Origin of the sequence: Planococcus donghaensis (assembly GCF_001687665.2) — a bacterium.
Taxonomy (GTDB): Bacteria; Bacillota; Bacilli; order Bacillales_A; family Planococcaceae; genus Planococcus; species Planococcus donghaensis.
Window position 1 is genome coordinate 215442 of sequence record NZ_CP016543.2, and the last position, 13023, is coordinate 228464.

Annotated in this window: 16 protein-coding genes; 14 read left to right on the plus strand and 2 right to left on the minus strand. The window is 40.9% G+C overall.

What is annotated here, in order from left to right:
- The first annotated feature begins 2 nt into the window (after nucleotides 1-2).
- The 6 genes from BCM40_RS01125 to flgL all read left to right on the plus strand — a co-directional run bounded on the left by BCM40_RS01125 (nucleotide 3) and on the right by flgL (nucleotide 3921).
- The gene (locus BCM40_RS01125) at nucleotides 3-428 is read left to right on the plus strand and encodes a flagellar basal body-associated FliL family protein (protein ID WP_008431726.1); all 426 of its coding nucleotides are present in this window, start codon (nucleotides 3-5) and stop codon (nucleotides 426-428) included.
- 70 nt (nucleotides 429-498) lie between these two features.
- Nucleotides 499-915, plus strand: coding sequence for a flagellar protein (locus tag BCM40_RS01130; RefSeq protein WP_065527530.1), 417 nt, complete (start codon nucleotides 499-501; stop codon nucleotides 913-915).
- 19 nt (nucleotides 916-934) lie between these two features.
- Nucleotides 935-1204 carry a flagellar biosynthesis anti-sigma factor FlgM gene (gene flgM, locus BCM40_RS01135; protein WP_008431730.1) on the plus strand — a complete coding sequence of 90 codons (270 nt, stop codon included), beginning with the start codon at nucleotides 935-937 and terminating at the stop codon, nucleotides 1202-1204.
- A gap of 30 nt (nucleotides 1205-1234) precedes the next feature.
- Nucleotides 1235-1720: a flagellar protein FlgN gene (locus BCM40_RS01140; protein WP_008431732.1), complete on the plus strand. Its 486-nt coding sequence runs from the start codon at nucleotides 1235-1237 to the stop codon at nucleotides 1718-1720.
- A gap of 23 nt (nucleotides 1721-1743) precedes the next feature.
- On the plus strand, nucleotides 1744-3012 hold the full coding sequence (gene flgK / locus BCM40_RS01145) for a flagellar hook-associated protein FlgK (RefSeq protein WP_065527529.1): 1269 nt from the start codon (nucleotides 1744-1746) through the stop codon (nucleotides 3010-3012).
- Nucleotides 3013-3039: 27 nt separating this feature from the next.
- Nucleotides 3040-3921, plus strand: coding sequence for a flagellar hook-associated protein FlgL (gene flgL, locus BCM40_RS01150; protein ID WP_065527528.1), 882 nt, complete (start codon nucleotides 3040-3042; stop codon nucleotides 3919-3921).
- A 380-nt stretch (nucleotides 3922-4301) separates the two neighbouring features.
- Here the strand turns inward: flgL and BCM40_RS01160 are convergent, their stop codons facing one another.
- Nucleotides 4302-5144, minus strand: coding sequence for a flagellar hook-basal body protein (locus BCM40_RS01160; protein ID WP_065527526.1), 843 nt, complete (start codon nucleotides 5142-5144; stop codon nucleotides 4302-4304).
- A 16-nt stretch (nucleotides 5145-5160) separates the two neighbouring features.
- A complete protein-coding gene (locus tag BCM40_RS01165; protein WP_065527525.1) occupies nucleotides 5161-5997 on the minus strand; it encodes a flagellar hook-basal body protein in 837 nt (278 codons plus the stop codon).
- A 387-nt stretch (nucleotides 5998-6384) separates the two neighbouring features.
- Here BCM40_RS01165 and flgB point away from each other — a divergent pair, with 387 nt between their 5' ends.
- The 8 genes from flgB (at nucleotide 6385) to fliJ (ending at nucleotide 13023) form a co-directional block, all read left to right on the plus strand.
- Nucleotides 6385-6786: a flagellar basal body rod protein FlgB gene (flgB, locus tag BCM40_RS01170; protein ID WP_065527524.1), complete on the plus strand. Its 402-nt coding sequence runs from the start codon at nucleotides 6385-6387 to the stop codon at nucleotides 6784-6786.
- A gap of 5 nt (nucleotides 6787-6791) precedes the next feature.
- Complete coding sequence (gene flgC, locus BCM40_RS01175; protein ID WP_008431742.1) at nucleotides 6792-7247, plus strand: flagellar basal body rod protein FlgC; 456 nt, start codon at nucleotides 6792-6794, stop codon at nucleotides 7245-7247.
- A 229-nt stretch (nucleotides 7248-7476) separates the two neighbouring features.
- Nucleotides 7477-7773 (plus strand): flagellar hook-basal body complex protein FliE, encoded by a 297-nt coding sequence (gene fliE / locus BCM40_RS01180; RefSeq protein WP_065527523.1) that lies wholly within the window; start codon nucleotides 7477-7479, stop codon nucleotides 7771-7773.
- A gap of 25 nt (nucleotides 7774-7798) precedes the next feature.
- Nucleotides 7799-9439 (plus strand): flagellar basal-body MS-ring/collar protein FliF, encoded by a 1641-nt coding sequence (gene fliF / locus BCM40_RS01185; protein WP_065527522.1) that lies wholly within the window; start codon nucleotides 7799-7801, stop codon nucleotides 9437-9439.
- Nucleotides 9440-9450: 11 nt separating this feature from the next.
- Nucleotides 9451-10464, plus strand: a complete 1014-nt coding sequence (gene fliG, locus BCM40_RS01190; protein WP_065527521.1) for a flagellar motor switch protein FliG — start codon at nucleotides 9451-9453, stop codon at nucleotides 10462-10464.
- Nucleotides 10457-11254, plus strand: a complete 798-nt coding sequence (locus BCM40_RS01195; protein WP_065527520.1) for a FliH/SctL family protein — start codon at nucleotides 10457-10459, stop codon at nucleotides 11252-11254. The genes fliG and BCM40_RS01195 overlap by 8 nt, the downstream gene beginning before the upstream one ends.
- Entirely contained in the window at nucleotides 11235-12551 is a 1317-nt protein-coding gene (gene fliI / locus BCM40_RS01200) for a flagellar protein export ATPase FliI (RefSeq protein WP_065527519.1), read from the plus strand. Before BCM40_RS01195 ends, fliI begins: the two co-directional genes overlap by 20 nt.
- The gene (gene fliJ, locus BCM40_RS01205) at nucleotides 12538-13023 is read left to right on the plus strand and encodes a flagellar export protein FliJ (protein ID WP_083394449.1); all 486 of its coding nucleotides are present in this window, start codon (nucleotides 12538-12540) and stop codon (nucleotides 13021-13023) included. Before fliI ends, fliJ begins: the two co-directional genes overlap by 14 nt.

Below are 13023 nucleotides of genomic sequence, written 5' to 3' on the forward strand. Positions count from 1 at the left end.
TTATGGGGAAAATAATAAAAATAATTGTCGCTTTTGTCGTGGTGGCAGCGATTGGTGCAGGTGCTTATTTGTACTTTATGCCTAAAGAGGAAAAAGCTGAAGAGCATAAATCGTTAAGTGCTGAAGAAATAGCAGAAATGAGCATCGACACGGATATTATCACCACCAACTTGGCATCAGCTGGGAATTTCGGGGTTGTGCAGTTTAATATTTTGTTGAGTGACAAAGATACAAAAGAAGAAGCTGAAAAGCGTACTGCTGAAGTTCGTGCCGCTGTGATTTCGACAGTTGCAAGTTTTACAAAGGAAGAATTGATTGGAGAAAGTGGCATTTCTATGATTGAGGAAGAACTCGTAACGCGATTAGCCGAAGTGTTTGAAAAAGGCACGGTTGAACGCGTACTCGTAACGGAATTTAAATTGCAATAATATTAAATTTCGCTAAACATTTTGGCAAAGTTGCCGATATAAATAGATAGAGAAGGTCAGGTGAGTACATGTGGGAGCAAATCAGCTGGATAATTGCCGATTTTGCGGTATATTATTCCTAAAGGACTACACTGACTATTGCATAGACTGTTTTAAAGAAATTGAAAATAATTTTAATGCAATAAATGATTTTCTAAAAGATAGCAGCAATCACGACAAAGATATTTACGAAATTAGTCAGGCTACAAACATATCGGTACGACAAATTACGGATTTTATCCGCAATGGCCGGATTTACGCAGAGGATTTTCCCAATCTAGGGTATCCTTGCCAACATTGTGGTGAGCTCATAAAAAGACAGATGCTTTGCCATAATTGCTTTGATTCGTTTTCAACAGAAATCGAACGAACATTAAAGTTTGAGGGCTCGCCAGAAATGTCCGGGGAGCCACAACTATGGAAAATGCGACAAGGCACCAAAAAATAAAAGACAGGGTGGTGAAGGAATGAATATCGATAAAACAAATAGTTCTTCCTTTATTCAATCTTATCAAAAAATGCAAGTAACTCCGGCAGCTAAGACCAAGCCGTTACAAAAAGAAGACGAGCTGCAGATTTCAAATGAGGCGAAAGCGATGTTCGAGAAAAATGCCAGTGTAGACGTTGAAAGACAAGAAAAAATTGAGTTTTTAAAAGCACAAGTAGCATCAGGTGAATACAAAGTAGATGCGGGGAAAGTCGCAGATAAAGTGCATCAATTTTGGTTTGATAAATAAGTTAGCGCATGCAAAAGAGGAGGGTATCGGATGCTGAACTTAGTAGTAAACACGCTGGACGAATTGATCAGCATACAAAAACAGCTTATCCGTTATGCCGAGCGCAAACAGACGGTGTTGATCGAACGAAAAGTCGATGAACTGACAGAGCTTGTAAAAGAAGAAGCAAAACTGGTCAAACAACTTGGCCAACTAGAAGATGAGCGGCAGCAACTTGTAGCCGACGTATTGGAAGAGCATCCAGGGTTAACTTTTAGCCAGTTTGCCGAACAAATTCCAGATGAAGCTGTAAAACAAGATCTTCACTTACAATTGAAAACCTTACAAACGCTTTTGACTGAACTTCAAGCAAAAAACAAAACCAACGAAAAACTGCTTGAAGATTCGATGAGCTTTGTTCAACATATGATTACGGAAGTCACAAAAACAAAACAACAACATTTTAACTACCAATCACCAGCAGGGCAACAAAAACCACAATCAAACAATCAAGGCTTTTTCGATACAAGAGCTTAGAAATTGTTGGGAGGCAAAGAATCATGGTTTCAACATTTCATGGATTAGAATTAGGAAAACGCGGCTTATCCGTTGGTCAGGCGAGCCTTTCAACGACTGGACAGAACATTGCCAACGTAAACACGAAAGGCTATTCACGTCAGCAAGTAAATTCAAGCGCATCTCCTTCTTTAAGCGTTTGGACAGCCCAAGGCGCGAACACAGGCCAGCTTGGAACCGGCGTTACGATCGATTCGATTACCCGTGTGAGAGACCGCTTTCTCGACCAGCAATTTCGTGACCATTCCGAAACACTCGGACAATGGCAAGCAAAACAAACAACGCTCGATCGTTTGGAAACCATCGTCAACGAACCGAGTGATAGTGGGTTAAACAGTGCAATGAATAGCTTAAATAGCGCTTGGCAAGACTTGGCGAATGAGCCGGATAGTTTATCTGCACAAGCAATTGTGAAAGAACGTGCTCAAGGGTTCGTAGAAGTAGCTCAGTCGATGAACAAATCGATGACGAATTTAAAAAGTGAACTTACTCAGCAAACACAAGAAGCAGTAGCTGAAGCTAATGATTATTTAAAGCAAATCACAGAACTCAATAAAAGCATCGTCCGCAACGGCAATCAGTCAAATGACTTGAAAGATAAGCGGGACGCTCTAGTAGAAGATCTGTCGAAATTGATGGCTGTCAAAGTGGATGAAAAATCAGATGGCAGTTATTCAATTAGCCTTTCTTCAAACAAACAAGCATTGGTTGCAGGTGAAAAAGTTTCTGAAATCGATGTGGACAGTGTTACCACTAATCCGAAAAGTTACGGTGGTAAATTGGCTGGATTAGGCGCGTCAATGGACAGCGCAATCCATTATCAAGACAAATTGATAAGTGTAGTTAAAAACTTTACGCAAGCAAACACGATGACAAAAACAGGTGGCGCAGATCAAGCTTTGTTTATCGGGGATGCTGACAACTTCAACCTATCAGAGCTAAAAGTAAATTACGCAGCAAAGCCGTTAAAACAACCGGCGGCAACGGATAAACCATCAGAAGACGCACAAAGTTACTTTAGAGAACTGGTAAGTGAACTGGGTGCAGAAAGTCAGGCAGCAATTAGCTCGGTTACCAATCACGAAGCAACTCTTCAAGCCACAGAAAACCGGAGACAATCGGTAACGGGTGTTTCGCTCGATGAAGAAATGGCCAACTTAGTAAAATACCAACATTCCTATAATGCCGCAGCACGGTTAGTATCAATGACGGATCAAATGCTGGATACCATTATTAACCGAATGGCGAACTGATAGCAGAAGGAACGTGGAGGGAAAAACATGAGAGTCACGCAACAGATGCTGAACCAGAATTCCATACGCAATATGAGCCAAAACTTGAGCCGCTTTGAAAAAACCAACAGTCAAGTATCGAGTGGCAAATTACTTCACCGACCGTCAGATGACCCAAACGGTGTCAGTAAAGCGATGAACTTGAAAAGCACGCTGGCAGCGAATGTTCAGTTTGAACGCAATACTAGCGAATCAAAGTTATGGATGGACGAAACCGGTCAAAACGTTGATTCAATGGTGAGTGCCATGCAACGTGTACGCGAATTTGTTGTTCAAGGCAATAACGGTACGTATTCTGAACTTGATCGTCAGGCAATTGATGCTGAAATTGGAGAACTAACTGAGCAAATGCGAGGATTAGCCAATGCAAAAGTTAATGGCCGTTCATTATTCAATGGTCAAAAAACAGGTGAATCACCGTTTCCTGTAAAAGGAAATTTTGATTTTGACAGTACAGGCTTAGAAGCTCGCAAGTTTACTATCGGAGAAGGCATCAACATTAAATCGAGTGTCTTACCAGATGAACTATTCGGAGCTTCGGATGAAGAAACAAACCTTTTCAAAACATTGGAAAGCATTTCTGCTAACTTAAAAGCTGGAAATGCCAGTGACGTATCCAAAGTTGATGCAGCAATTGACCGGTTATTATCAGTAGGCGCAGAAAACGGTGCACGTCAAAATCGTGTAGAAGCCGTTGAAAATCGCTTGCTTGATAGTAACTTGGACCTTCAATCGATGTTATCAAGAGTTGAAGATGTCGATTACGCAGAAGCGGTTATCAGATTAAAGAGTGAGGAAAGTGTTTACCAAGCAAGCCTCGCAGCAACATCAAAAATCATTCAACCAAGTTTAATGGACTTTTTGAGATAATGAGTGAGTAGTTTAATAAGTAGTAGTTGACTTGGATATTCCGCAAACCAACTACGCTTTCCTGCGGGCTTGCGCCGAACTAACTCGGGCTCGATGCCCGAGTGGATTTCGGCACTTCGCTATCCCGCGGGAGTCTCCGTTGTTTTGCTCCATATCCTACTAGTTCGAAGTTGAACCTTTTATTATTTTGTTACTCTTAGAAGAAAGAGTGGAAGGCGGCGACTCCTGGGGGACAGCGCGAGCTGAAGACCCTGGACTGAGCGCAGCGAGGGAAGCGGCTGAAGCCGTGCCCCCCGGAAAGCGTCCGCCTGGAGCGATTTCTTTAATTATGAAATTAAATCAAAAAAAGCATGCACCCCGCGGGGTGCATGCTTTTTTATTTATCCTTTAATGGTATTGACTAAGCCCATCATATCATCTGCGTAAGAAATGGCTCTACCTTGTGATTGAAATAATCGTTGAGTGGTAATCAGTTCAGTCATTTCGTCGCTCAAATCGACATTGGACATTTCCAAAAAGTTTTGCTTAATTTGGATAGCTCCGTCATTGGGTTGAGACAAATTGATAAACTGCAAATTGCCGTTTGCAAGTTGTTCAGCTTCTGTTCCGTTTAAGCGGAATCGATTTTCACCGATTTTCGCTAATGAATCTTGTCGGTTAATTTGGGCAACGCCCATTTGAATTTCAGTTGGTTGCTTGTCAGAGTCTTTATAAGAAATCTCTAAAGTTCCTTGTCCATTCAAGCGGATGTTTTCGAAATCAGCGTCGAAAACAATCGGTTGGTTATCAGCGCCTAATACGGCATCACCGTTCGCTGTTACTAAGCCAACTTGTGTTGAATTCAAAATCGGCTGAACTTGGAAAGATCCATCTTTTGTATAAAGTGTTTCGCCATCGGATGCAATACGAAAGTAAGCCGATTCGCCTTGAATCATGAAATCTAATGGGCGACCTGTTTCTTTAATAGACCCAGGATCGTTGCGGACGGCTGTTTGTGAAAGAATCGCACCGGCACCGATGCGTAACCCATTAGGTGTAATGCGCCCAACTTCGTTTTTTTGTCCGACTTGTTTTTCAAGAGACAGAACGAGCGCGTCAGAGAAGCTAGCTTCTTGTCGCTTATACCCGTTAGTATTGACGTTCGCGATATTATTGCCGATCAAATCTAATTTTTTTTGCAACTCACTCATTGTGTTGCTGGCTGTATTCATCTGGATATTCAACTTGTCAAATTCCTCCTTATACGCGCCCGATTTCATTGACGGCTTTTTCCATGCTGCGATCATATGCTTGAATTACTTTTTGGTTGGATTCAAATCCGCGGTAGGTGGTCATCATGTCTGTCATGGTCTTTGTCAGATCCACATTCGATTGTTCTACAAATCCTTGTTTCATGAAGCTAGGTGTTCCATCAAGTAAATCGACGTTGTCGATAAATTGAGGAGAGGCTTCAGGAGCTCCCGCCCAGCGTAAAAGATTTTGGCCTTCTTTTACAAACTGTTGAGGATTTTCAGTATAACCCACCCATAAGCGATCCCCTTGAGCGCCGTTGGCTAAAATAATTTCGCCATTATCTTGTACCGTAAAGTCAGCAGACCCGACTTGAATCGGTTGCAAGTCTTCACCTAACACAGAGAAACCATCACTCGTAGTTAAGAAACCTTGAGTATCAACAGCAAACGATCCATTTTTGGTATAGCGCACTTCGCCATCTTCCGCAGCTACCGCAAAAACCATCGAACCTTTTTGTTGGGTGTCGGGATTTGTTGGCAATAACTCATCAAGCAAGGCGATATCTGTTTCGTTTCCGGTTTCTTTCAAAGGACCTTGAAGAAATGAGGGAATTCCTTCTTGCGTATACACTCCAGTAGTTAAAGTGCCAATATTATGAGGGACTATTGTACCTTTTTTGCTGTTTTCAACTGCTTTAATTAACTGTTCTGGAAAAGCCCGGAAAACGGTTTGATCTTCTTTAAAACCAGGAGTATTTGCATTTGAGAGATTATTCGTCAATATTTGTTGTTGCCTGTTATTCGCCATCATTCCTGATGTAGCAGTATATAACCCACGAAACATGTCGTTTCTTCCTTTCAAAATCGATTCTTATATTTACCGCGTATCATAACATTTTAAATATAAAAAAAATAGTGATTTTTATATTAATATGGAAAAATTAGCATTAAAAATTTTAAAAAGAAAAATATACAAAATTATTGAAACATGATACTATCACTTTGATATAACATTTCCGAAAATAGTACAAAATAATTAGTTTAACCATAAAATAGATCAGTTTCATTGTAGAAATGGCAAAAATATTTAAGAGATCCAAGCTATTCCCTATCATTCTTATTAAACATTATACTAGAGAATGAGGGACGGTGATCGACAGATTTTTGATCCATCTTTTCCCAAAGGTGGATTTTTGTTTTAATGATAAATGTTAAAAAAAGGAGTTTATCAATGAATATATTCCCTAAGTCAATTGAATCGATGGAGCAAGCGTTATCAGCTGCGACTCTTAAACAGCGCGTTCATTCAGCGAATATTGCCAACGTGGATACGGCCAATTACAAAAGTAAAAAAGTCGATTTCCAAGCAGCTTTGGATACAGCTATGTCCAATCAAAACTTGTCTAGCTACAAAACAGACAATCGCCACGTATCATTTAGCAACGAATCGTTAGTAGGCACAACAAGAGTTTTGACCAACAACTCAACTCAATACAATAACAACGGCAATAATGTCGACATGGATTTAGAAATGGCCGAACTGGCGAAAAACCAATTATGGTATAACGCCGTGACGGAACGCGTCAATGGTAAACTCAACAGTCTCAGTTCAGTTATTAATGGAGGGAGATAAAAAGGATGAGCTTATTTACGGGATTTAATATTAGTTCATCGGGGCTGACAGCAAACCGGCTTCGTATGGATGTAGTATCCGCCAATATTGCCAATGCCAACACCAATCGCGCCGAATTAGTCGACGGTGAATGGATGCCTTATCGCCGAAAAACGGTGGAATTGTCTCAAAGCGGCACATCCCCTTTTTCCAATCAGTTGCAATCCGCCATTAATAGAGGGAACACGGCTGTGACGGGTGTTAAAGCCTCAGGAATTAAAGAAGATCAAACGCCTTTTACATTAAGATATGACCCAGAACATCCAGATGCGGGAGAAGACGGTTATGTCCGCATGTCCAATGTCGATCCATTGCAAGAAATGGTGGATTTGATGTCCGCAACTCGTTCTTATGAAGCCAACGTTACTGCACTAAATGCTTCAAAAAGCATGTTTATGAAAGCATTGGAAATCGGAAAATAATTCATAAATTCCCATCAGTGATATTACGCAAAACAGCTGCGCTTTCCTGCGGGCTTGCGCCGAACTAACTCGGGCTGACCGCCCGAGTGGATTTCGGCACTTCGCTATCCCGCGGGAGTCTCCGCTGTTTTGCTTCATATCAATATTTTAATAAGAAATTAGTAATGACTTCGTGATTTATAAAATGGAAGATTATTTCAACCACCTACAGAACATTAAGGAGGCACTTATGGAGAAAATAAGTGGGATTCAAACGCCTTTTATTCAAAATCAATTGTTCAACAACGTAAAACCCGAGAACAAAGTTGAAGGATTTGGCCAGATATTTAAAGATGCGTTACAAGAAGTGAGTGCTGCACAAAACGAATCCGATAAATTGACCAATCAGTTGATAACAGGAGAAGTGCAAGACGTTCATGAAGTGATGATTGCTTCGCAAAAAGCCAGCTTGTCATTGCAAATGACGATGCAGGTACGCAATAAAGTGGTTGAAGCTTATCAAGAAGTTATGAGAATGCAAGTATGATGAAAACCGGTAGGATGTTGATGAAATGAAAGAAAAGATTTCGGTATACAAATCAAAAATGAGTGAATCATGGACCAGTTTTTCTCCTGTTACAAAGTGGTCTGTAATTGGCTCCTTTTTTCTCACGTTAATTATTCTTGGTGTCTTTGTATTTTTCAGCAATCAATCTAATTTTTCCGTATTATATTCTGATTTGACACCAGCTGAAGCCGGCGAGATTAAGACAGCTATTGAAGCACAAGCGATTCCAGTAGAAGTATCGAGTGACGGCAAAACCATTAGCGTACCCGAAGAGCATTTAGCCAATTTGAAAGTCAGTTTGGCGGCAGAAGGCATTCCGAAAAACGGCAATGTCAATTACGGGACATTTAGTGAAAATATGGGACTGGGTATGACCGATCGTCATTTTGATGTGGTTGAACGCGATGCTATGCAAAACGAGCTGGCGTATTTGATCAAGCAAATTGATGGGGTAACTGAAGCCAATGTCATGATTACGCTTCCAAAAGAAAATATTTGGATTACGGATGAAGAACAAACTTCAACTGCTTCTATTGTAGTGAAGGGTGATTCGACGTTGCAGTTGGATCAAAAGCAGATTAATGGCTTGTACCATTTAATCAGTAAATCCGTTCCGAGCTTGCCGGCAGATCAAATTGTTATTATGGATCAAAACGGGCAAGTGTTTGAAGTGCAAGATGAAAATCAGTTAGATACTAATTTATCGGTTTATCAGCAGCACCGCGAAATCCAAAAAGGCATCGAGCAAGATATTCAACGTGAATTGCAGCAAATGCTTGGGTTATTGCTTGGGCAGGATAAAGTGGTTGTTTCCGTTATGACAAATATCGATTTTACAAAAGAAAAACGAGAAGAGCAATTGGTTGAACCAGTTGATGTTGAAAACAATGAAGGATTGGATATTAGCGTTGAACGAATTATTGAAACCTATTCAAGTGAAGGGGTAGTTATTGAAGATGCGGCAGGAACTGGTGAAACAGAAGTTGCCAATTATCCAGGTGTCGACGGCACGGGCAATAGCGAATCTGAACGGACAGAAGAGCGGATCAATAGTGAAGTCAATCGGATCAACCGACAAATCGAAATGAGTCCTTATGTTATTGACGATATTACGATTAATGTAGGGGTAGAACCACCAATTCCTGACAATCCAGCGAGTTTATCACAAGAAAATATTACAGATATAAGTAATTTACTAAAAAACGCTGTGAGTACATCATTGAGTATGAATGAAGTTCAAGCGACTGAGATTGAACTAGAAGATCGAATTTCTGTCTTTGCGACAGAATTCCAGGGACGTCCGGATATTGTAGAAGAAGAACCGGAAGTAACATTCTTAACAGGTATTCCAAATAATTTACTTATGGTAATTATTGCAGCAATTGTATTGGTAATCATTATTGTAGTTGCCTTGTTATTGCTTCGCAAAAAGAAAAAAGTAGATGTAGAAGAAGAAGAATATAGCTTTGAAGGTTTTGAACAGGCACTAGCTAAATCAAATCAAGTAGAGATAGAAGAGGAAGAAATCGATTTGTCCGAATTTAGTAGCAGGTCGAATCCTAAACGGAAAACGATTGAAAAGCTTGCCAAAGGTCGACCTGAAGACTTTACAAAATTGTTGCGGTCATGGATGGCGGATGACTAGGAGAGTGTCAAATGGTTAGAGGAATGAATGAATTGACGGGGATTCAAAAAGTGGCCATTTTATTGGTTGGCTTAGGACCTGAAGTCTCAATTGAAATATTTAAACAACTGACAGAACCCGAAATTGATCAATTGACTATGGAAATTTCGAATGTTCGAAAGTTGAGAAATAGCCAAACTGAAAGAGTCATAAATGAATTTTACGAAATGATCTTGGCGCAGGATTATATGAACGAGGGCGGGTTGGTTTATGCCCGCAATATTCTTGAGCAAGCGCTAGGAAAAGACAAGGCGATGGACACCATTAGCCGGTTGTCGAACCGACTTCAAGTTAAGCCGTTTAACTTTGCCAGAAAAGCGGATCCTACTCAGATTTTGAACATACTTCAACATGAGCAAGCGCAGACGATTGCATTGGTCCTGTCTTATTTGGATGCCAAGCAGTCGTCGAAGATTTTATCTGAGTTACCGAGCGACAAGCAGGCGGAAGTCGCAAGGCGAATCGCGTTGATGGAAAGTACATCTCCGGATGTTATTCATCAAGTGGAGCAAATTTTAGAGCGCAAACTGACAGCTACAGGGAACCAAGATTATGCAGCAACAGGTGGCGTGGAAGCGATTGTGCGCGTATTGAGTAATGTAGACCGTGGTACGGAAAAATCCATTTTGTCTGAACTTGAAAAAGACAATCCAGATCTGGTTTCAGAGATCAAAAAACGCATGTTTGTTTTCGAAGATATTGTCAATTTGGAAAGTCGCTCGGTTCAACGTATTGTGCGTGAAGTGAGTGACGCTGATTTGACGTTTGCATTGAAAGTCGCAAGCGAAGAAGTCAAAGAGGCTATTTACCGCAATATGTCTTCACGTAGATCTGAAGTGATTCGCGAAGAAATTGATGTAATGGGTCCTGTGAAGTTGAAAGATGTGGAAAATGCACAAACGAACATTGTTGGATTGATCCGAAACATGGAAGAAAAAGGAGAAATCGATGTGTCGCGTGGAGAAGGAGAGGAAATGATTGTCTAATATCATTCGTCTTTCGAACGCTCATTCTACTGAAAAGAAAATTATCCAAACGCGAAAAATTGAAGCAAAAAAAGCAGTCTTTGCTGAAGAAGATTTTGATCCGAAAAAGCAACGGCAACAATTGCTTCAAGAAATTCATGGATTGGAATCACGCCGCGAAGAATTGCAGGCGCAATTAATAAGCGAGCAAGAACATGCACAACAGGAAATAAATGATTGGTGGCATGAAAAACAACTCGAATCACAGCAATATGCTGAAAAACTCGGGCAAGAAGCAACGCAAAAAGGATTTCAAGAAGGCTATGAAAAAGGATTGCTATTGGCTGAGCAAGAAAGTGCCGAACAAAGAACCGAGATGAACCGGTTGCTTGAAATGGCCTATGAAGAAAAAGCGAATATTATTCAGCAGGCAGAGCCTTTCTTATTGTCGTTAAGTGTGACGATTGCCGAAAAAGTGATTCACAATGAGTTGGGTCAAAACACGCAGCAATTATTAAGCATTGTGCAGCGAGCATTAAAACAAGTAGAAGAAGCAGAAGACGTCACGATGCAAGTGTCTCCTGAAGATTACCCAATCATCATTCCCTTTTTAGAGGAATTGAAAACCTATATTAAAGCAGATTCAGAACTAAAACTAATTCCCGTAGCGAACTTAACGCCAGGTGGTTGCCGAATTCATACAGCGAGCGGTTCTTATGATGCCATGGTTGATAATCAGCTCGAAGAAATTAAAAACAAATTACTCGCTTACTGTGAGGAGAAAACCAACGATGAACTTGTGGGAAGATGAATACCTGGAATTGATGAGTGACATTGAACCAATTAAAAAACACGGCAAAGTAATTCAAGTAATTGGTTTAACCATTGAATCACGTGGCCCGAATGCAAAAATTGGTGAACTTTGTTTGCTTTATCCAAATCGCAACGAGCCGCCGATTGAAGCAGAGGTTGTGGGATTTAAAGAAAATAGAATTATGCTCATGCCATTACAGGATCTATCACAAGTCGGGCCAGGATGTTTGGTCGTTGCGACGGGAGGTCCACTCCAGATTAAAGTAGGGCCGTCTATTTTAGGAAAAGTTTTGGACGGAACCGGAATGCCGCTTGACGAAAGTTTATTGCCTCGAGGGTTAAAAAAGTATTCTACCAATAACGCACCACCAAATCCATTAAAACGCCCAAGAATCGATAAACCGTTAGAAGTGGGTGTTCGTGCAATTGACGGCTTGTTGACTGTTGGCCAAGGCCAACGTATTGGGGTTTTTGCTGGGAGTGGTGTCGGAAAAAGTACGTTGATGGGCATGATTGCTCGCAATACCGAAGCGGATATTAACGTGATCGCTTTAGTAGGAGAGCGTGGTCGAGAAGTGCGTGACTTTATTGAACGTGATTTAGGTCCAGAGGGACTAAAAAAATCTGTGGTCGTCGCTGCTACTTCCGATCAAACACCAATGCAACGGATCAAGGCAGCGTTAACCGCAACCGCTATTGCAGAGTATTTTCGCGATCAAGGCAAAAATGTCATGTTAATGATGGATTCGGTGACGCGTTTTGCAATGGCGCAGCGGGAAGTGGGTCTTGCAGTAGGGGAACCACCAACTAGTAAAGGCTACACTCCAAGTGTATTTGCGCTACTGCCAAAGCTATTAGAGCGATCTGGTACTTCCAGCAAAGGTTCCATTACAGCTTTTTATACAGTTTTAGTCGATGGCGATGACATGAACGAACCGATTGCCGATGCGGTTCGCGGAATTTTAGATGGCCATATTGTGTTAGATCGTAAAATTGCTCAAAAAGGTCAATTTCCAGCGATCAACGTAATGGCCAGTGTAAGCCGTGTTATGCACGAAGTAGTCTCGCATGAACACCAACTAGCGGCGCGCGACTTTAAACGCCTGCTGGCAGCGTACGAGACGTCTGAAGACCTGATCAACATTGGAGCTTATAAAAGTGGCGCTAACAAAGAAATTGATGACGCCATTCGCGCATATCCTGTGATTAAAGAATACTTGCAACAAGACATTTATGAGAAAGCCAAAATAGAAGAAAGCGTCGAACGGCTATCAGCACAATTTGGAGGGGTTTAAACTGACACAATTCAATTTTCGATTTCAAAAAATATTGGATTTAAAAGAAAATGAAAAAGGCTTTGCGCAGATCCAAATGGCTGAAGCCATGAAACAACATGAAGTAGGACACCAGCAAAAAAGAATGATCCAGAAAAAAATATCAGATGCAGAACAATTAAAAATTGCCAAACAGCTGAGTGGCGTCAATATTTCAGAGCTCCGAATGTTGGAAGATTATATTTACCAGCTTCAAGATCAATCGCTTTCTTCTGAAAGAGAATTAGAGTATTTGCAGAAGAAAGTTTCAGCATCTCAAGGGGTGTTGCAAGAAAAGGCCAAGGAAGAAAAAACATGGGAAAACTTGAAACAACAAAAGTTAACTCATTTTCGAGAAGAAAACAAAGCTGTTGAACAAAACTTTTTCGATGAAATGGCAAGTACGCGGTTTTATCGCTTAACCAAAGCGAATAACTTAGCGGAAGGAATATAA

Coding starts and splice junctions, on each gene's coding strand:
- BCM40_RS01125 (WP_008431726.1), top strand. CDS start 3: ATGGGGAAAATAATAAAAATAATTGTCGCTTTTGTCGTGGTGGCAGCG.
- flgM (WP_008431730.1), top strand. CDS start 935: ATGAATATCGATAAAACAAATAGTTCTTCCTTTATTCAATCTTATCAA.
- BCM40_RS01140 (WP_008431732.1), top strand. CDS start 1,235: ATGCTGAACTTAGTAGTAAACACGCTGGACGAATTGATCAGCATACAA.
- flgK (WP_065527529.1), top strand. CDS start 1,744: ATGGTTTCAACATTTCATGGATTAGAATTAGGAAAACGCGGCTTATCC.
- flgL (WP_065527528.1), top strand. CDS start 3,040: ATGAGAGTCACGCAACAGATGCTGAACCAGAATTCCATACGCAATATG.
- BCM40_RS01165 (WP_065527525.1), bottom strand. CDS start 5,997: ATGTTTCGTGGGTTATATACTGCTACATCAGGAATGATGGCGAATAAC.
- flgB (WP_065527524.1), top strand. CDS start 6,385: ATGAATATATTCCCTAAGTCAATTGAATCGATGGAGCAAGCGTTATCA.
- flgC (WP_008431742.1), top strand. CDS start 6,792: ATGAGCTTATTTACGGGATTTAATATTAGTTCATCGGGGCTGACAGCA.
- fliE (WP_065527523.1), top strand. CDS start 7,477: ATGGAGAAAATAAGTGGGATTCAAACGCCTTTTATTCAAAATCAATTG.
- fliF (WP_065527522.1), top strand. CDS start 7,799: ATGAAAGAAAAGATTTCGGTATACAAATCAAAAATGAGTGAATCATGG.
- fliG (WP_065527521.1), top strand. CDS start 9,451: ATGGTTAGAGGAATGAATGAATTGACGGGGATTCAAAAAGTGGCCATT.
- fliI (WP_065527519.1), top strand. CDS start 11,235: ATGAACTTGTGGGAAGATGAATACCTGGAATTGATGAGTGACATTGAA.